Below are 18,948 nucleotides of genomic sequence, written 5' to 3'. Positions count from 1 at the left end.
ATGCGCACGTACCGCCTCCTCGCAGTCCTGAGCCTGGGGCTGCTGTGCCAGGCCTGTACCCCAACGGTACAACTGGCGATGCCGAACGAACCGATCAACATCAACCTGAACGTCAAGGTCGAGCACGAAATCTACATCAAGGTGGACAAGGCGCTGGACAGTGTATTTAGCGAAGGCAGCGGTCTGTTTTGAGCCCACTGTTTTGGCATGAACAGGTCCTACGGAGAGAGACGATGATTCGATACATTTCGACCCTGCTGCTGGCACTCACCCTCAGCCTGCCGGCCTACGCACTGAACCTCAACCAGGCCATGAGCGCGCTGGGCGACGCCAAGGCCAGCGGCCAGCTCGGCGAGCAACCCAACGGCTATCTGGGCGTGGTCAAAGCCGGCGGCCAGGCCGATGAAATCGCCCGGCTGATCAACCAGGCGCGGCGCGCCGAGTATCAGAAGGTCGCGCAGGACAACGGCATCAGCCTGAACGACGTGGAAGCCATCGCCGGCAAGAAGGCCATCGAGCGCACGCCCAAGGGCCAGTTCATCCAGCTGAACGGCCAGTGGCTGCAGAAATAGACAGCAGATGGCAGAAACGAAAGAACCCGCCTAGGCGGGTTCTTTTTTTGCAAATGCAGTGATCAGGCGTCGGCCTTACCCACAGCATCCTTGATCAGGGTCTGCAGCTCGCCCTTCTCGTACATCTCGGTGAGGATGTCGCTACCGCCGACCAGCTCACCGCCGACCCACAGCTGCGGGAAGGTCGGCCAGTTGGCGTACTTCGGCAGGTTGGCGCGGATTTCCGGGTTCTGCAGGATGTCGACGTAGGCGAACTTCTCGCCGCAGCCCATCACGACCTGAGCAGCACGGGCCGAGAAGCCACACTGCGGCGCGTTGGGCGAGCCTTTCATGTACAGCAGAACGGTGTTGTTGGCGATCTGCTCTTTGATGGTTTCGATGATATCCATGGGGCACCTCAGCATAGACTTCGCGACCCGACGGTCGCCACGGTGGCGCGATTGTAGCGAAAAGCCGAGCATAATGCTCGGCCTTGCCGTTCTCCCTAGACCTGCTTACGACCTCGCGAGCTAGAGACATGCAAGGCGCAACGACCAACGGGAGTATCAGCCGAAGGCTGCCCCGAAGGGTGAGCGCCAGCGAGCCAACAGGCGAGGAGCGGTCGGAGTCGCGTTCGACTTTACGAGTTGTAAATGAGCAGTACTCACTTCGTTCGCCCTTCGGGCCGCGCTAAAGCGCGTTAGCCGCAAGCGGCTTTCCGAGCCTGTTTATAACGCAGCAGGGCCGACGCGCAGCAGGTCGTTACGCAGCCACCACCTCCACTGGCACCCCATTGAGCACGGCATTACCGGACAGCGCGTCGAGCTGGCGCTCGTCGGTCAGATCATTGGCGCTGGCACCCGGCTGAGCACGCGCAATGTCCATCTGCACGCCAGGGCGGGCATGCCCCCAGCCATGGGGCAGGCTGACCACGCCAGCCATCACCTCATCGCTGGCGGCCACCTCCACCTCGATGCTGCCAACTCGCGAGCGCACCCGTACCCGCTGACCATCGGCCAAACCACGACTGGCCAGGTCCGCCGGGTTCATCAATAACTGATGACGCGGCTTGCCCTTCACCAGACGGTGATAGTTGTGCATCCAGGAGTTGTTGCTGCGCACGTGACGACGGCCGATCAACAACAGTTCATGGGCGGCCGGTTGCTGCTGTTCGGCGAAGCGTGCCAGATCGGCGAGCAGCAACTCAGGTGCAGCCTGCACCGCCCTGCTCGGCGTTTTCAGACGCGCTGCAAGGTTCGGCTGCAGCGGCCCCAGGTCGACCCCATGTGGATGCTCACGCAATGCAGCCAGACTGAGCTTGTGCTCACTGCGATCACCATAGGAGCCAAAACGCAGGCCCATGTCGATCATCTGCTCAGGCGCCATGGTCGGTTTCAGCTCCAGGCTATTGCGCGCTGCGAAAGCTTTGGCCAGACCGACGAAGATTTCCCAGTCGTGCAATGCACCGTCCGGCTTGGCCAGGATTGCCTCGTTGAAGCGGGTGACATTACGCACCGCGAACACATTGAAGGTAGTGTCGTAGTGATCGTGCTCCAGCGGCGCAGTCGGCGGCAGGATCAGGTCGGCGTAACGGGTGGTCTCGTTGATGTAGAAATCCACCGAGAGCATGAAGTCCAGGCCGTCCAGCGCCTGCTCCAGCTGGCGCCCATTGGGTGTCGACAGCACCGGGTTGCCGGCCACCGTGACCAGGGCACGGATCTGCCCTTCGCCCGGCGTCAGCATCTCTTCGGCCAGCGCCGAAACCGGCAGCTCGCCACCGTATTCCGGCAGGCCGGATACCCGGCTCTGCCAGCGATTGAAATACCCGCCCGAGGTGCTCGCTACCAGATCCACCGCCGGCGTGGTGCAGAGCACACCGCCTGCGCGATCGAGGTTGCCGGTCACCAGATTGATGATCTGTACCAGCCATTGACACAGGGTGCCAAACGCCTGGGTGGAAACGCCCATGCGCCCGTAGCACACGGCTTTGTCTGTCGCGGCGAAATCCCGCGCCAGTTGGCGGATGGTTTCTGCCGGCACACCACAGCGGGCGCTCATGGCCTCGGCATCGAAGCCAGCAATCGCTTCGCGCACCTGTTCCAGCCCTTCTACCGGCAGATGGCTGTCGCGCGTCAGGCCTTCCTCGAACAGGGTGTTGAGCAGCGCCAGCAGCAGCGCGGCATCGCTACCGGGGCGCACGAATAGGTGCTGGTCGGCGATGGCGGCGGTCTCGCTGCGCCGCGGGTCGACCACCACCAGCTTGCCACCGTGGGCCTGGATGGCCTTCAGGCGCTTCTCCACATCCGGCACAGTCATGATGCTGCCGTTGGAGGCCAAGGGGTTGCCGCCCAGAATCAGCATGAAGTCGGTGTGATCGATATCGGGAATCGGAATCAGCAGGCCGTGGCCATACATCAGATGGCTGGTCAGGTGGTGCGGCAGTTGATCGACCGAGGTGGCGGAAAAGCGATTGCGGGTTTTCAACTGACCGAGGAAATAGTTGCTGTGGGTCATCAGCCCATAGTTATGCACGCTGGGGTTGCCCTGATACACCGCCACGGCATTTTGCCCATGGGCGGCCTGAATCTCGCTCAGGCGCTCAGCCACCAGCTCGAACGCCTCCTCCCAGCCGATGGCCTGCCACTGCTCGCCAATGCGGCGCATGGGCTGACGGATACGGTCGGGGTCGTTCTGGATGACCTGCAGCGCCACGGCCTTGGGGCAGATATGGCCACGGCTGAAGCTATCCTGGGCATCGCCCTTGATCGAGCGAATCTGCGTGCTGCCATCAGGCTGCGCTTCGGTTTCGATGGCAAGGCCGCAGATGGCTTCGCACAGATGGCATGCACGGTAATGAAGGGACTTGGTCATGGCCTGGCCTCTTGTTCTGATCCGAGACGACCGGTCAGGTCGCAGGTCATGAACTATGAGCCGAGCACGAGGGCGACGCCAGCAGCGTTCGCCTCATGAATCGACAGGCATCAAGCCTGCAGATTCAGCAGCACCACGTACGTGGCCCCTGGCACGACTGCGTTCAATATCACTGGCGCCAGCGCTTTGGCTAAAAAGGCTTGTAAAACATCATTCTGCGCGCCCGTAGGCGTTAACTTGCGCCGTCTCGTCATTTCCTTATAGGATCGCGCCTTCCCCTGTTTCGTCGCACCCTGCGGCCTCCTGCCGCAAGCTCTGCTGTTTTTGTCGGTTTTATCCCCGAACGCAAGCTTGCGAACTGTAGTGATAAAGGTAGTTAACGATGAGCGTCAGACACTTTCTCTCGATGATGGATTACACACCGGACGAACTGGTGGGACTGATCCGCCGAGGCATCGAGCTGAAGGATCTGCGTAATCGCGGCGTACTCTTCGAGCCGCTGAAGAATCGCGTGCTGGGCATGATCTTCGAGAAGGCCTCGACCCGCACCCGCCTGTCCTTCGAAGCCGGCATGATCCAGCTCGGCGGCCAGGCCATCTTCCTCTCGCCGCGCGACACTCAGCTGGGCCGTGGTGAGCCGATTGGCGACGCCGCCATCGTCATGTCGAGCATGCTCGATGCGGTGATGATCCGCACCTTCGCCCACAGCAACCTCACCGAGTTCGCCGCCAAGTCCAAGGTGCCGGTGATCAATGGCCTGTCCGACGACCTGCACCCCTGCCAGTTGCTCGCCGACATGCAGACCTTCCTCGAACACCGCGGCAGCATCGCCGGCAAGACGGTGGCCTGGATCGGCGACGGCAACAACATGTGCAACTCCTATATCGAAGCGGCGATGCAGTTCGACTTCCAACTGAAGGTCGCCTGCCCTGCTGGCTATGAGCCGGACGCACGTTTCCTGGCCCAGGCCGGCGAGCGTGTGCAGGTGCTGCGTGACCCGCGCGAAGCGGTGACCGGCGCGCATCTGGTCAGCACCGACGTATGGGCCTCGATGGGCCAGGAAGACGAGGCCGAGCAGCGTATGGCGTTGTTCCGCCCCTATCAGGTCACCCGCGAGCTGCTCGACGCCGCCGCCGAAGACGTGCTGTTCATGCATTGCCTGCCGGCGCACCGTGGCGAAGAAATCAGCTTCGACCTGCTCGATGACCCGCGCTCGGTTGCATGGGATCAAGCCGAGAACCGCCTGCACGCCCAGAAGGCGCTGCTGGAGATGCTGGTCGACCCGGCGTACCACCACGCATGAGCCAGCCCCTGCTGCAGCTACGCGGGCTGAACTGCGGCTACCACGCCCACAAGGTGGTGCAGGATCTCGACCTGCACCTCAACCCGGGCGATATCGGCTGCCTGCTCGGCCCATCGGGTTGCGGCAAGACCACTACGCTGCGCGCCATCGCCGGTTTCGAGCCAGTGCTCGAAGGTGAGATAGAACTCGACGGCCAGGTGATCTCCCGCGCCGGCTTTACCCTGGCACCGGAGAAACGCCAGATCGGCATGGTGTTTCAGGACTATGCCCTGTTCCCCCACCTGAGCGTGGCGGAGAACGTCGCCTTTGGCATTCGTAAGCAGGCCAATGCCGAGCGCATCACCCAGGAGCTGCTGGAGCTGGTCAAGCTCGGGCACCTGGCCAAACGTTACCCGCATGAACTGTCCGGCGGCCAGCAACAACGCGTGGCCCTGGCCCGCGCCCTGGCACCGGAGCCGAAGCTGCTGCTGCTCGACGAGCCCTTCTCCAACCTCGATGGCGAACTGCGTCGGCGCCTGAGCCATGAAGTGCGCGAGATACTCAAGACGCGCGGCACCAGCGCCATCCTGGTGACCCACGATCAGGAAGAAGCCTTCGCCGTCAGCGATCACGTCGGCGTGTTCAAGGATGGCCGTCTGGAGCAGTGGGACACGCCGTTCAACCTCTACCACGAGCCGCTGACACCTTTCGTCGCCAGCTTCATTGGCCAGGGTTATTTCATCCGCGGCCAGTTGCTCAGCCCGGAAACGGTACAGACCGAACTCGGCGTGATCCGCGGCAACCGTGCCTATACCTGGGCGCAGGGCAGCGCGGTGGACGTGTTACTGCGCCCGGACGATATCGTTCCGGACGAAAGCAGCGAACTGAAGGCGCGTATCGTCGGCAAGACCTTCCTCGGTGCGGCCACGCTCTACCGCCTGCAACTACCGACCGGCAGCCAGCTGGAATCGATCTTTCCCAGTCATGCCGATCACCAGCCGGGCGACGAGGTGGGCATCCGCATCGCCGCCGACCACCTGGTGGCCTTCCCGGCCCTTGGCAGCGTCGCCGCGCAATTGCAGCTGAGCGAATCAGCTGGCGTGCGCCGGGTCAGCAGCAACTGATCAGAGCATCAGCTGGCCACTGGCGATATGCCGCGCGTGGCCAGCGATCTTCACCCGATCGCCCTCCAAACGACAGAGCAACTCACCACCACGCGCCGAACACTGGAAGGCACTGAGCGTGTTGCGACCCAGACGCTCGACCCAATAGGGCATCAGGATGCAGTGGGTCGAGCCGGTGACCGGGTCTTCATCGATACCGATACTGGGCGCAAAGTAGCGCGAAACGAAGTCATGTTGGGCCCCGGCAGCCGTGACCAGCACGCCAAGCCCAGGCAGGGTGGCCAGCGCGGGCAGGTTCGGCTTCAGCTCGCGGAGCTCGGCCTCGGAATCCAGCACCACCATCAGTTCCTGCACGCTGCCATCGGCATTGCCCAACGCCAGTACCTGCTCCACCTGACGCTCCAGCGCACGCTCGGCCTGCTCGTGTAATTCCCGCGTCACCAACTCCGCGCGCCGCACCGGGAAATCCAGTTGCAGACGTTCGCCCTGCCGGGTGACCTGCAGCGCTCCGGACAAGCAGGTGAAATCCAGCACCTCGGCCGGTTCCTGATAGATGTCGAACAGCACCTTGGCCGCCGCCAGAGTGGCATGCCCGCACAGCGGCACCTCGCTGACTGGGGTGAACCAGCGGATATGCCAGGCACCGCTCTCTTTCACCACGAATGCGGTCTCGGCCAGGTTGTGCTCGGCAGCGATGCGCTGCATCAGGGCATCGTCGAGCCAGGCATTCAGGCGATAGACCATGGCGGGATTGCCCGCGAACGGCTGATCGGTAAAGGCGTCAACTTGATGGAATTCGAGAGGCATGCTGCATTCCGGCCAGATTAGAGCCGCCAGGATGCCTACGCCAGGTAAGCCGCAACAGATACAGTTGCTGTTTTCCAGTTGAGCCCTGAGGGCAATTCCAGGGTGCTTCAGGGCTCGCTGCGCACGCGTTTCACGGCATCCAGCCAACCGGCGTAAAGGCGTTCGCGATGTGCATCGTTCATCCGCGGCTCGAAACGCTGCTGACGATGCCAATGACTGGCGATGGCGTTCAGGTCCTGGTACAAGCCTAGCTTCAAGCCTGCCAGATAGGCGACGCCGAGCGCAGTGGTCTCGGTGACTTCCGGGCGTTCGACGCTGACGCCGAGAATGTCGGCGAGAAACTGCATGACCCAGTTGTTCTCTACCATGCCGCCGTCGACACGCAGGGCGCTAGGCGCCGCCGCCCCATCCTGGCGCATGGCCTCGAGCAGGTCACGGGTCTGGTAGCACACCGACTGCAGGCCGGCGGTGACGATCTCCTTGATCCCGGTATCGCGGGTCAGGCCGAAGATGGCACCGCGCGCCTTGGGGTCCCAATACGGCGCCCCCAGGCCGGTGAATGCCGGCACCAGGTAGACGCCGCAGGCTTCACCGGTGGCCTCGGCCAGCGCCTCGCTTTCGCGCGCATGGCTGATCAGCTTGATACCGTCACGCAACCACTGCACCGCCGCGCCTGCGACGAAGATACTGCCCTCCACCGCGTAGGTGACCTTGCCATTGAGGCGATAGCCGACCGTGGTCAGCAGACGGTTCTTCGAACTCACCGGCTGATCGCCGGTGTTCTGGATCATGAAACAGCCAGTACCGTAGGTGCTCTTGACCATGCCCGGCTCGAAGCAGGCCTGGCCGATCAGGGCCGCCTGCTGGTCACCGGCCATGCCCAGCACCGGAATACTGGCGCCGAGCAGCGCGCTGTCGGTATGACCGAACTCGGCGGCACAATCGAGCACCTCGGGCAGCAGGCTGGCCGGGATCTCGAACAGCTTGAGCAGCTCTTCGTCCCACTGTTGGGTATGGATGTTGAACATCAGCGTGCGCGAGGCGTTGCTGGCGTCGGTGCGGTGCACCTTGCCATCGGTCAGACGCCACAACAGGAAGCTGTCGACGGTGCCGAAGCGCAGCTCACCGCGCTCGGCCCGCTCACGAGCGCCCGGCACGTTATGCAGAATCCAGCACAGCTTGGTGGCGGAGAAATACGGATCGATCAGCAGGCCGGTCTTGGCCGAAACCGCCGCCTCGTGGCCTTGCTCCTTGAGCCCGGCGCAATAGTCGGCGGTGCGACGATCCTGCCAGACGATGGCCGGGTGGATAGGCTTACCACTGACAGCATCCCACACCAGGGTGGTTTCGCGCTGGTTGGTGATGCCGATGGCGGCAATAGCCTCGGGCTGCAGACCGCTACTGGCAATGGCATCGCGGCAAACCTTGAGCGTGGAGGACCATATCTCCTCACCGTCGTGCTCGACCCAGCCATCCTGAGGGAAGTACTGCTTGAACTCCTGCTGAGCACGCGCAACCGGCAGCCCCTGATCATTGAAGATGATGGCGCGGGAGCTAGTGGTGCCCTGGTCGATGGCTAGCAGGTATTGGGTCATGCGAGATTCCTTGTTGTTATCGGTAGCATTCACTGCAGTTGACTGCAGACTGGCTTATTTTGCTGGCAGCATACTGCTCGTTTCAGGCTTTGCCGATAGCGGCGAACTGCCCCTGAGTGTGCTGTGCCAGGGTCTCGGCCGAAAGCTCCAGCTCTAGCCCTCGCCGGCCACCACTGACGTGAATGGTGGGATGCTGGCGTGCACTTTCGTCGATAAAGGTACGCAGGCGCTTCTTCTGCCCCAGCGGGCTGATGCCGCCAACCAGATAACCGGTGGCTCGCTGTGCGGCCGCCGGGTCGGCCATGTCCGCTTTCTTCGCCCCCGCAGCTGCCGCCAGCGCCTTGAGATCGAGGCTGCCCGCCACCGGCACGACCGCCACCAGCAGCTCGCCCTTCTCGGTCGCCGCGAGCAGGGTCTTGTACACGCACTCGGGGGCCAGCCCCAGCTTCTCGGCCGCCTCCAACCCGTAGGACGGCGCCTTGGGATCGTGCTGGTAGCTGTGTACGCGGTGTTCGGCCTTGGCCTTTTTCAACAGATCGATTGCGGGGGTCATGTTCGAATGTGAAAACGCGATAAAAGATGCCTTACAGTAGCAGGCCCAAATCCACCACCGCCACACCCTATAATGAGTGACCATCACAGGAAGCGCTCATGAACCTCGCTCCGCGCCAGCACGACATTCTCAACCTCGCCCGTGAACGCGGCTACGTCAGCATCGACGAACTGGCCCAGGCGTTCGCCGTGACCCCGCAGACCATTCGCCGCGCCATCAACCAGCTGGCCGAGCACGGCCTGCTGCGCCGTACCCATGGCGGCGCGGCCTGCGAATCGTCAAGCATCCAGAACACCGCCTACGGCATGCGCGCGGGGCAGATGCGCGAGGAGAAACAGCGCATCGCCGAGGCGGTGGCCGCGCAGATCCCCGATCACGCCTCGCTGTTCATCAACATCGGCACCACCACCGAAGCCATCGCCCGCGAGCTGCAGAACCACAAGGGTCTGAAGATCATCACCAACAACCTGCACGTCGCCGCCCAGCTCAGCGCCAAGGCCGACTTCGAAGTGCTGGTGGCCGGCGGCACGGTGCGCGGCGACGGCGGTATCGTCGGCCAGGCCGCAGTGGATTTCATCCAGCAATTCAAGGTCGATTACGCCATCGTCGGCATCAGCGGTATCGACGACGACGGCAGTCTGCTCGACTTCGATTACCAGGAAGTGCGGGTCTCCCAGGCGATCATCGACAACGCCAGACAGGTCTTCCTCGCCGCCGACTCCAGCAAGTTCGGCCGCAACGCCGTGGTGCGCCTGGGCTCCATCGCCCTGGTCGACCGCGTCTTCACCGACAGCGCGCCCTCGGCCGCCATCACCCGCCTGCTGCACAGCCATAAGGTCCAGCTCGACCTGGTTTGACTGGCCTCTCAACGGCTATCGCGTAGGGCGGGTGCAACCCGCCAGCAACGTATCGGCGGATTGCACCCGCTCTACAACTACAGCAAACCCCATCCCTCAGTACCGCTCGGCGCGCAATCGCGTGCCGGGGTAGCGAAGCTGGGCATCTTCGTCTAGCATATTTTCGAAAGTGAACATCAACACATTCGAATCCAAATAGCCGAGCGTGCCACATGCCCCACGACCAGTTCGCCAGCCCCGTTGCAGAAGTCTATGACCTCGCCGTCGTTGGCGGCGGCATCAATGGCGTGGGCATCGCAGCCGATGCAGCCGGTCGTGGCCTTTCCGTGTTCCTTTGCGAAAAGGATGACCTGGCCAGCCACACCTCTTCGGCCAGCAGCAAGTTGATCCACGGCGGCCTGCGCTATCTGGAACACCATGAGTTTCGCCTGGTGCGTGAGGCCCTGGCCGAACGCGAAGTGCTGCTGGCCAAGGCGCCGCATATCGTCAAGCCGATGCGCTTCGTTCTGCCGCACCGCCCGCACTTGCGTCCGGCCTGGATGATTCGCGCCGGCCTGTTCCTCTACGATCACCTGGGCAAGCGTGAGCGCCTGCCGGCTTCGCGCGGCCTACGCTTCGGCGCCGGCAGCCCGCTGAAGGCGGAGATCAGCCGCGGCTTCGAATATTCCGACTGCTGGGTGGACGACGCCCGCCTGGTGGTACTCAACGCCATGGCCGCACGGGAAAAAGGCGCGCACATTCACCCGCGCACCCGTTGCGTCAGCGCCCGACGCAGCAAGGGGTTGTGGCATATCCACCTGGAGCGCAGCGACGGCAGCCTGCTGTCCATCCGTGCGCGGGCGCTGGTCAATGCCGCCGGCCCCTGGGTCGCGCGCTTCATCCGTGACGACCTCAAGCAGCAATCGCCGTATGGCATTCGTCTTATCCAGGGCAGCCACATCGTCGTGCCGCGCCTGTACGAAGGCGAGCAGGCCTACATCCTGCAAAACGAAGACCGCCGCATCGTCTTCGCCATCCCTTATCTGGAACGTTTCACCCTGATCGGCACCACCGACCGTGAATACCAGGGCGACCCTGCTCAGGTCACGATCACCGCCGAGGAAACCGACTACCTGCTCAAGGTGGTCAATGACCATTTCAAACAGCAGCTCAGCCGCGACGATGTGCTGCACAGCTTCGCAGGCGTACGTCCGCTGTGCGATGACGAATCCGATGAGCCGTCGGCCATTACCCGCGACTACACCCTGTCACTCTCCGGTGCGCCGGGCGAAGCGCCTCTGCTGTCGGTATTCGGCGGCAAGCTGACCACCTACCGCAAGCTGGCCGAGTCAGCCATGCAACAGCTGGCGCCGCACTTCACGAAACTGGGCCCGAGCTGGACAGCCAGTGCCCCGTTGCCCGGCGGCGAAGATCTGCAAAGCCAGAGCGCCCTGGTCGAAGCACTTTGCGAACGCCACGGCTGGTTGCCCAGCAGCCTGGCCAGACGCTGGGCAACCAGTTATGGCAGCCGCACCTGGCGTCTGCTCGATGGCGTGCACAACCTCACCGACCTTGGCGAACACCTGGGTGCCGGGCTCTACACCCGCGAAGTGGACTACCTGCGCCGCGAAGAGTGGGCGCGCAGCAGCGCCGACATCCTTTGGCGGCGCAGCAAGCTGGGCCTGTTCATGACCCCGGCGCAGCAGACACGTCTGCAGGACTACCTGAATAGCCGCGACCCGCATTCGGCTCACGCCGCCTGAATTCTGCGTGCCCCATGCCCCGCTTTGCGGGGCTTTTTTATGGGCGCGAAAAAATAAAATACCGGCGCTAGTTGCCCGATGGCGTCATGCCTGAACTTTCAGCAACTTATTTATTGCGTCAATTCAATAACTTGGCGCCATGATGCGGAATAAAAACATTCTTATTCGGTTTTATTTTTACTTATGCTTCAAACACTTAGGTTTGACATAAAGAAGAACGAGGCCGAAAATTCAAGGCTATCACTGTCATTGAAACTGCAGGAGCGGTCATGAAAGGCGACAAGAAGGTCATTCAACACCTGAACAAGATTCTTGGTAACGAACTGGTCGCCATCAACCAGTACTTTCTGCATGCGCGCATGTATGAAGACTGGGGCCTGAAAAAACTCGGCGAGCATGAGTACCACGAGTCCATCGACGAGATGAAGCACGCCGACAAGCTGATCAAGCGCATCCTGTTCCTTGAGGGCATTCCGAACCTGCAGGACCTGGGCAAGATCCTGATCGGTGAAAACACCAAGGAAATGCTCGAATGCGACCTGAAGATCGAGCACAAGGCCCATGGTGACCTGAAGGCTGCCATCGCCTATTGCGAGAGCATTGGTGACTACGCCAGCCGCGAACTGCTGGAAGAAATCCTCTGCTCCGAGGAAGATCACATCGACTGGCTGGAAACCCAGCTCAGCCTGATCGAAGCAGTAGGCCTGCAGAACTACCTGCAGTCGCAGATGGACGAATAAGCCTTACCCGCTACATAAAAGAACGGGAGCCAATGGCTCCCGTTTTTTATTGCCATGACGAACCCCGTGGAAGGGGCTCAAGCAGCGACGGTCAGTCGCCGCTGATGCCACGACTCAACGCGCCTCACTCTCCTTGACCCGGAACCACGCCGCATACAGCGCCGGCAGGAACAGCAGGGTCAATGCCGTGGCCACCACCAGCCCGCCCATGATGGCCACCGCCATCGGCCCGAAGAACACGCTGCGCGACAGCGGGATCATCGCCAGCACCGCCGCCAGGGCTGTCAGAACGATCGGCCGGAAGCGACGTACCGTCGCCTCGATGATGGCGTGCCAGCGGTCCAGGCCGTGGCTGATGTCCTGCTCGATCTGATCAACCAGGATCACCGAGTTGCGCATGATCATCCCAGCCAGGGCGATGGTGCCGAGCATGGCCACGAAGCCGAACGGCTGGCGGAAGATCAGCAGGAACAGGGTCACGCCGATCAGGCCCAACGGCGCGGTGAGAAATACCATCGCCGAGCGTGAGAAGCTTTTCAGCTGCAGCATCAGCAGCGTCAGCACCACCACGATGAACAGCGGGATACCGGCGTTGACCGACTTCTGTCCGCGCTGGGAATCCTCAACCGTGCCTCCGACCTCCAGCAGATAACCCACAGGCAGCTCGGCGCGGATCGGGTCGAGCGTCGGCAGGATCTGCTGGGTCAGGTTGGCCGGCTGCTGCTTGCCATAGACGTCGGCACGCACGGTGACGTTGGGCAGACGGTTGCGGTGCCAGATGATGCCTTCCTCGAAGCCGTACTCCAGAGTCGCCACCTGCGACAGCGCCACACTGCGACCGCTGTCGGTCGGCACCGCCAGGCTCGGCAGCAGGCTCAGCGCCTTGCGTTCCTGCGGCGTGCCGCGCTGGAGAATCTCGATCAGCTCATTACCTTCGCGATACTGGCTGACACTGGTGCCGGACAGCGAACCCTGCAGGAAGCGAGACAACTCGACGGTGTTGACCCCCAGCGCGCGGGCGCGATCCTGATCGATATTGAGGATCACCACCTTGCTCGGCTCCTCCCAGTCCAGGTGCACATTCACCACATGCGGGTTCTCGCGCACCTTGTCCGCCACCTGACGGGCCAGCGCGCGCACCTCGGCGATGTGCTCACCGCTGACGCGGAACTGGATCGGGTAGCCTACGGGCGGCCCGTTCTCCAGGCGGCTGACGCGACTGCGCAAGGTCGGGAACTCGTCGTTCATCACCTTGATCAGCCAACCACGCAGGCGCTCGCGCTCTTCGATGCTTTTGGCCAGTACCACAAACTGGGCAAAGCTGGCCGCCGGCAACTGCTGATCGAGCGGCAGGTAGAAACGCGGCGACCCCGTGCCGACGTAGGCCACGTAGTTGTCGATGCCGGGCTGCTCCTTGAGCAGTTTTTCCAGGCGATGCACCTCGGCTTCGGTGGCGCTCAGCGAAGCGCCCTCCTCCAACTTGATATCGACCATCAGCTCCAGACGACCAGAGGCCGGGAAGAACTGTTGCGGCACGAAACGGAACAGCAGCACCGACGCAACGAACAGTGCAATGGTCAGCAGGATCACGATGCCACGACGGCGCACGCACCATTCCACCGTAGCGCGAACGCGGCGGTAAAACGGCGTCGAATAGGGGTCATGACCTGAATCGCTGCCGCCATGCTTGGCAGCGTGCAGTTTGGCCAGATCCGGCAGCAGCTTGTCGCCCAGATAGGGTACGAACATCACTGCCGCGATCCATGAGGCGATCAGCGAAATGGCCACCACCTGGAAGATCGAGCGGGTGTACTCACCGGTACCGGACTGCGCAGTGGCAATGGGCAGAAAACCGGCAGCGGTGATCAGGGTGCCGGTGAGCATGGGGAAAGCCGTACTGGTCCAGGCGAAACTGGCCGCTTTGAAGCGGTCGTAGCCCTGCTCCATCTTGATCGCCATCATCTCCACCGCGATGATCGCGTCGTCCACCAGCAGGCCGAGGCCGAGCACCAGCGCACCGAGAGAAATCTTGTGCAGGCCGATGCCGAGGTAGTACATGGCGGCGAAGGTCATTGCCAACACCAGCGGGATCACCAGCGCCACCACCAGGCCGGTGCGCAGACCGAGGGAGAAGAAGCTGACCGCGAGCACGATCACCAACGCCTCCACCAGCACCTTGACGAACTCGCCCACGCCGGTCTTCACCGCCGCCGGCTGATCCGACACCTTGCGCAGCTCCATGCCCAACGGCAGCGTCTGTTGCAGACGGGCGAACTCATCTTCCAATGCCTTGCCCAGCACCAGGATATCGCCGCCGTCCTTCATCGATACGGCAATGCCCAGGGCGTCCTCGCCCATGAAGCGCATGCGCGGCGCGGGTGGGTCGTTGAAACCGCGCTTGACCTCGGCAACGTCAGCAATGCGGAAGGTGCGATCAGCAACGCGAATGGGAAAATCGCGGATTTCCTCCACCGACTCGAAACGCCCGGTCACGCGCAGCTGAATACGTTCGCTGGAGGTCTCGAAGAAGCCGGCAGCGGCTACCGCGTTCTGCGCCTCCAGCGCCTGTTGCACGGCAGACAGTGGCAAACCGAGGGTGGCCAGCTTGGTGTTGGACAGTTCGATCCAGATCTTCTCGTCCTGCAGCCCCACCAGCTCGACCTTGCCCACATCCTTGACCCGTTGCAGTTGCAGCTGCAGACGGTCGGCGTAGTCCTTGAGCACCGCGTAGTCGAAACCGCTACCGGTCAGCGCATAGATATTGCCGAAGGTGGTGCCGAACTCGTCGTTGAAGAACGGCCCCTGAATACCGGGCGGCAGCGTGTGGCGAATGTCGCTGATCTTCTTGCGCACCTGATACCACAGCTCTGGAATCTCGGAGCTGCGCATGGAGTCGCGCGCCATGAAGGTGACCTGCGACTCGCCGGGGCGGGAGAAGCTGGTGATGCGGTCGTACTCGCCGGTCTCCATCAGCTTCTTCTCGATGCGCTCGGTGACCTGACGCGACACCTCTTCGGCGCTTGCACCCGGCCAGTTGGTGCGGATCACCATGGCCTTGAAGGTGAACGGCGGGTCCTCGCTCTGCCCCAGCTTGGTGTAAGACAGCGCCCCCACCACGGCGAACAGCAGCATGATGTAGAGGACGATCTGGCGATGACGCAGCGCCCAGGCAGACAGGTTGAAGCTCATGCGGGCTTACTCCTTGGCGGCCAGTTCGACGTTGCGATTGTCCCGATCGACCGGGCGCACCTGCTGGCCTTCGCGAAGAATCTGTACCCCGGCGGCGACGACCCAATCGGAAGCGGTCAACCCTTCCAGCACCGGCACACGCTCATCACCATAGGCGCCGACACGCACCGGACGACGCTGCACGCGGTGCTCCTTGGGATCGACAACCCAGACGAACGCCTGGCCCTGCTCGGCGCTGAGTGCCGACAGCGGTACGGCCAGCGGTACCTCGCCATTGCTGGCGATGAATACCCGCGCACTCTGGCCCAACTCAGCCGGCACCTTGCCTTCGGTGAACGCGACACGTGCGGCGAAAGTGCGCGACTGCGGATCGGCCGCCGGGGCCATCTCACGGATGCGGCCGGGGAAACGCTGATCAGGCTGCGACCACAGCTCGACCTCGACCACCTGACCAATTTCGAAGCGACCAAAGCTCTGTTCCGGCAGGCTGATCGACACCTCACGTTCGCCGTCGGCAGCCAGGGTGAACACCGTCTGACCGGCCGCCACCACCTGCCCCACCTCGACCGCGCGACGGGCGATCACGCCGTCCTGCGAGGCCCGCAGCACGGCATAGTCGGTCTGGTTGCGGGCCACGTCGTACTCGGCCTTGACCTGCTTCAAGCGCGCTTCGCCGGAGCGGTATTGGTTTTCGACGTTGTCGAACTGCGAACGGCTGACCAGATTGCGCTCAAGCAGTTTCTTGTAGCGCTCACGCTCGGCACGCACGGTTTGCAGGTTGGCCTCGGCTGCCGCCATCTGCGCGCGAGTGGCCTCCAGTTGCAGACGCACGTCCTGTGGATCAAGTTCGGCCAGGGCCTGATCCTTCTTCACCCGGTCACCGACATCCACCGTGCGCTTGCTCACCTTGCCGGCGATACGGAAGGCAAGCTCCGGCTCGTAGCGGGCGCGCACCTCACCCGGATAGCTGTCGACCAGCGCCGTAGCGGGCTGCGGCTGCACCACCATGGCAGGACGGATAGGCTGCTCCGCCTGTTCACCGTTACCACAGGCAGACAACAGGAAGACGAGACTCAGAGAAGCAACGAGCGGGAGAACATGGCAAGACATGTGTAAGACCTTTCAGAGAAGGTTTGGAATATTTGTACTGGCGGGTATAGTAAAAATAGCAAACTCGCCAGTCCAGTATTAAAATCCGCCAATGCCTGACAAGTTGTTACAACCTTCCGGCCCCGGTCGTCCGAAAGACCCCGCCAAACGTCGCGCCATCCTCGAGGCGGCCAAGAGCCTGTTCCTGCGTAATGGTTATGACGGTAGCAGCATGGACGCCATCGCTGCCGAGGCGGGCGTTTCCAAGCTCACGGTGTACAGCCACTTCACCGACAAGGAGACCCTGTTCTCCGCGGCGATCAAGGCCAAATGCGAAGAGCAACTCCCCGAACTGTTGTTCGAGCTACCGGACAACGTACCGCTGGAAAGCCAGCTAATGGGCATCGCACGCGGCTTCCTGGCGCTGGTCAATAGCCGCGAATCAGTGGAAATGCACCGGATGATGGTGAGCCTGGCCAGCCAGGGCTCCAAGCTGTCGCAGATGTTCTACGAAGCCGGCCCGAAACGGGTGCAGGATGAGATGGAAGTGCTGCTGCACAAAGCGGCCCAGCGCGGACTGCTGAGCCTGGACAATCCGCACCTGGCCGCCGACCAATTCTTCAGCCTGCTCAAGGGCGGCGCGCATTTCCGCCTGCTGATCGGCTGTAGCGAGCCGCTCGAGGGTGAAGCCGCGGAACATCATGTGCAGGACGCGGTACAGCTGTTTCTGCGCGCTTACCGACCCTGAACCTACGCGCTGGCTTCCAGCTTCTTCTTCGGGTAGATGTCGTAACGGCTCGACTTGCCTTCCAGCACATAGCCCGGTTTGCTCCCTTCAATGGCCGGCGCCTTGCGTGGGCGCTTGACCACAACGCGATGAGTGGCCAGCGCCAGCGCCGCTTCGAGCAACGCCGGCGCATCCAGATCATCACCGACGAACGGGCGGAACAGGCGCATTTCCTTCTTCACCAGCGCACTCTTGTCACGATGCGGGAACATCGGATCGAGGTAGATCACCTGCGGCGCCTCGTCCTGCCAGTTGCGCATCAGCTCGATGGCATTTCCGGTAAGCAGGCGCATGCGCGCGACGATGGGCGCCACATCGAAATCCAGCGCCGCCCGCTGCAGGCCGTCTTCCAATAGCGCAGCGACCAGCGGCTGACGCTCGATCAGGGTCATCTCGCAGCCCAGGCTGGCCAGCACGAACGAGTCACGCCCCAGCCCTGCCGTCGCGTCGAGAATCCGTGGCCGAATGCCCGATTGCACGCCTACGGCCTTGGCAATCATCTGCCCACTGCCGCCACCGAACTGGCGGCGATGCGCCGCAGCCCCCTCGACGAAATCCACCCGCACCGGGCCTGGCGCCTTGTCGCCCAGCTCGACCAGTTGCAGCCCGCCGTCACCCAGTTGCAGGGCGAACTCGGTCTCGCCCTCCTGTGCCAGGCCCAGACGTGACGCCCATCGGGCGGCCGCTTCGGCGTACTGAGGATGCAAGGCTTGGATGCGGATGCTGGCGTTGTGCCGCTCGTCGGTCATTGGCTCGTTCTGCTCAAAAATCACTCAAAGCACCGGCCACACGGCCGATATCGAAGAAGCGGCATTCTGCCAGACCCGGCCGCCGACAGCCGCATCGAGAGTGAACATGTTCGACGCCCTCTCCGCCCCACGCCCAAATAACAGCCCCGTCAGCGCTCGTCCTCTGGATGACGAACTCGACCGCGCGACGCACGAATCCATCAACTATCAGATTCTGCGCCGCACCCTGGGTATCGAAGACGAGCAGAAGCCCGGTGAGATCGCTCGTGAGCTGCGGGAAACCGCCGAGCCACCTGCCGTGTCCAGCAGCGCCGCCGTGGTCAGCCAGGCGGTAATCGATCAACGCGGCCTGGAACTGAATGTCAGCGTGGGCCAGGCGCCCCAGCAGGTCGACCCGCTGGTGCTGGATATGGCTGGCAACGGCTTCTCAACCAGTGGTCTTGGCCGTCCGGTGCGTTTCGATCTGGATGCCGACGGCCGTATGGATTCGATCAGCGCACCCACCGGTGACGATGCGCTATTGGCGCTGGATCGTAACGGCAATGGGCGCATCGACGATGGCCGCGAACTTTTCGGCGATCAGCATGGGGCCGCCAATGGCTTCGCCGAACTGGCACACTTCGACGATAACGACGACGGCCGTATCGATGCAGCCGATGCCGTGTTCGACAAACTGCGCCTGCTGCGTTTCGACGCCCAGGGCCGCCAGCAGCTGCAAACGCTTGGAGAAGCCGGCGTCAGCGCCATCGACCTGCGCGCCCGCGACGTCAGCATCGCCCTCGGCGCTTACGACCAGATCGCGCAGCTGGGTCGCTTCGAATTCGCCGATGGGCGCAGCGGACAGGCAGCCGATCTGCTATTGGCCAAGCGCTAGCAGGCCGTTGAAAAACGTAGCCGAGGCAGCCAGTGCAAGGCAAAAACAGGCGAAAAAGCGGAGTTTACGAGTTGTAAATGAGCATTTTGAGCCTGTTTTTAACGCAGCAATGGCAACGCAGGTAGTTTTTCAACAGCC

The 18,948-nt window shown here is 62.6% G+C and carries 17 protein-coding genes; 9 read left to right on the top strand and 8 right to left on the bottom strand.

The window, feature by feature from the left end:
* The gene (locus tag EGJ86_RS22995) at window positions 1-192 is read left to right on the top strand and encodes a YnbE family lipoprotein (protein ID WP_099525739.1); all 192 of its coding nucleotides are present in this window, start codon (window positions 1-3) and stop codon (window positions 190-192) included.
* Window positions 193-233: 41 nt separating this feature from the next.
* A complete protein-coding gene (locus EGJ86_RS22990) occupies window positions 234-572 on the top strand; it encodes a YdbL family protein (protein WP_099525740.1) in 339 nt (112 codons plus the stop codon).
* Window positions 573-634: 62 nt separating this feature from the next.
* Here EGJ86_RS22990 and grxD read toward each other — a convergent pair whose 3' ends face one another.
* Together grxD and EGJ86_RS22980 are read right to left on the bottom strand one after the other, a co-directional pair.
* On the bottom strand, window positions 635-961 hold the full coding sequence (gene grxD, locus EGJ86_RS22985; protein WP_074682640.1) for a Grx4 family monothiol glutaredoxin: 327 nt from the start codon (window positions 959-961) through the stop codon (window positions 635-637).
* Window positions 962-1,313: 352 nt separating this feature from the next.
* On the bottom strand, window positions 1,314-3,422 hold the full coding sequence (locus tag EGJ86_RS22980) for a molybdopterin oxidoreductase family protein (RefSeq protein ID WP_125836749.1): 2,109 nt from the start codon (window positions 3,420-3,422) through the stop codon (window positions 1,314-1,316).
* A 382-nt stretch (window positions 3,423-3,804) separates the two neighbouring features.
* Here EGJ86_RS22980 and argF point away from each other — a divergent pair, with 382 nt between their 5' ends.
* Together argF and EGJ86_RS22970 are read left to right on the top strand one after the other, a co-directional pair.
* Complete coding sequence (argF, locus tag EGJ86_RS22975) at window positions 3,805-4,725, top strand: ornithine carbamoyltransferase (RefSeq protein ID WP_125836748.1); 921 nt, start codon at window positions 3,805-3,807, stop codon at window positions 4,723-4,725.
* A complete protein-coding gene (locus EGJ86_RS22970; protein ID WP_125836747.1) occupies window positions 4,722-5,828 on the top strand; it encodes an ABC transporter ATP-binding protein in 1,107 nt (368 codons plus the stop codon). The genes argF and EGJ86_RS22970 overlap by 4 nt, the downstream gene beginning before the upstream one ends.
* Here the strand turns inward: EGJ86_RS22970 and EGJ86_RS22965 are convergent, their stop codons facing one another.
* From EGJ86_RS22965 to ybaK, 3 genes are all read right to left on the bottom strand, one after another.
* Complete coding sequence (locus tag EGJ86_RS22965) at window positions 5,829-6,635, bottom strand: PhzF family phenazine biosynthesis protein (protein WP_125836746.1); 807 nt, start codon at window positions 6,633-6,635, stop codon at window positions 5,829-5,831.
* A gap of 107 nt (window positions 6,636-6,742) precedes the next feature.
* Window positions 6,743-8,230, bottom strand: a complete 1,488-nt coding sequence (gene glpK / locus EGJ86_RS22960) for a glycerol kinase GlpK (protein WP_125836745.1) — start codon at window positions 8,228-8,230, stop codon at window positions 6,743-6,745.
* Between the two features lie 82 nt (window positions 8,231-8,312).
* Window positions 8,313-8,783 (bottom strand): Cys-tRNA(Pro) deacylase, encoded by a 471-nt coding sequence (gene ybaK, locus EGJ86_RS22955; protein WP_104728835.1) that lies wholly within the window; start codon window positions 8,781-8,783, stop codon window positions 8,313-8,315.
* Between the two features lie 98 nt (window positions 8,784-8,881).
* On the opposite strand from ybaK, the gene EGJ86_RS22950 reads away from it, so the two are divergent.
* The 3 genes from EGJ86_RS22950 to bfr all read left to right on the top strand — a co-directional run bounded on the left by EGJ86_RS22950 (window position 8,882) and on the right by bfr (window position 12,122).
* Window positions 8,882-9,640, top strand: a complete 759-nt coding sequence (locus EGJ86_RS22950; RefSeq protein WP_125836744.1) for a DeoR family transcriptional regulator — start codon at window positions 8,882-8,884, stop codon at window positions 9,638-9,640.
* Between the two features lie 212 nt (window positions 9,641-9,852).
* Window positions 9,853-11,382, top strand: coding sequence for a glycerol-3-phosphate dehydrogenase (gene glpD / locus EGJ86_RS22945; protein ID WP_125836743.1), 1,530 nt, complete (start codon window positions 9,853-9,855; stop codon window positions 11,380-11,382).
* A 269-nt stretch (window positions 11,383-11,651) separates the two neighbouring features.
* Window positions 11,652-12,122, top strand: a complete 471-nt coding sequence (gene bfr / locus EGJ86_RS22940; RefSeq protein ID WP_003462607.1) for a bacterioferritin — start codon at window positions 11,652-11,654, stop codon at window positions 12,120-12,122.
* A 114-nt stretch (window positions 12,123-12,236) separates the two neighbouring features.
* Here the strand turns inward: bfr and EGJ86_RS22935 are convergent, their stop codons facing one another.
* Window positions 12,237-15,311: an efflux RND transporter permease subunit gene (locus EGJ86_RS22935; protein ID WP_125836742.1), complete on the bottom strand. Its 3,075-nt coding sequence runs from the start codon at window positions 15,309-15,311 to the stop codon at window positions 12,237-12,239.
* Between the two features lie 6 nt (window positions 15,312-15,317).
* The gene (locus EGJ86_RS22930; RefSeq protein WP_125836741.1) at window positions 15,318-16,421 is read right to left on the bottom strand and encodes an efflux RND transporter periplasmic adaptor subunit; all 1,104 of its coding nucleotides are present in this window, start codon (window positions 16,419-16,421) and stop codon (window positions 15,318-15,320) included.
* Window positions 16,422-16,512: 91 nt separating this feature from the next.
* On the opposite strand from EGJ86_RS22930, the gene EGJ86_RS22925 reads away from it, so the two are divergent.
* Entirely contained in the window at window positions 16,513-17,148 is a 636-nt protein-coding gene (locus tag EGJ86_RS22925) for a TetR/AcrR family transcriptional regulator (RefSeq protein WP_125836740.1), read from the top strand.
* Window positions 17,149-17,150: 2 nt separating this feature from the next.
* Here EGJ86_RS22925 and EGJ86_RS22920 read toward each other — a convergent pair whose 3' ends face one another.
* Complete coding sequence (locus EGJ86_RS22920) at window positions 17,151-17,936, bottom strand: class I SAM-dependent methyltransferase (protein WP_125836739.1); 786 nt, start codon at window positions 17,934-17,936, stop codon at window positions 17,151-17,153.
* A 106-nt stretch (window positions 17,937-18,042) separates the two neighbouring features.
* Here EGJ86_RS22920 and EGJ86_RS22915 point away from each other — a divergent pair, with 106 nt between their 5' ends.
* A complete protein-coding gene (locus tag EGJ86_RS22915) occupies window positions 18,043-18,810 on the top strand; it encodes a hypothetical protein (RefSeq protein ID WP_256672490.1) in 768 nt (255 codons plus the stop codon).
* Window positions 18,811-18,948 lie beyond the last annotated feature (138 nt).

Source organism: Pseudomonas sp. o96-267 (assembly GCF_003935465.1).
In the GTDB taxonomy this organism is placed as follows: domain Bacteria; phylum Pseudomonadota; class Gammaproteobacteria; order Pseudomonadales; family Pseudomonadaceae; genus Aquipseudomonas; species Aquipseudomonas sediminis.
Note: the sequence above shows the minus strand (reverse complement) of the source record. Positions and strands in the feature narration are given on the sequence as shown.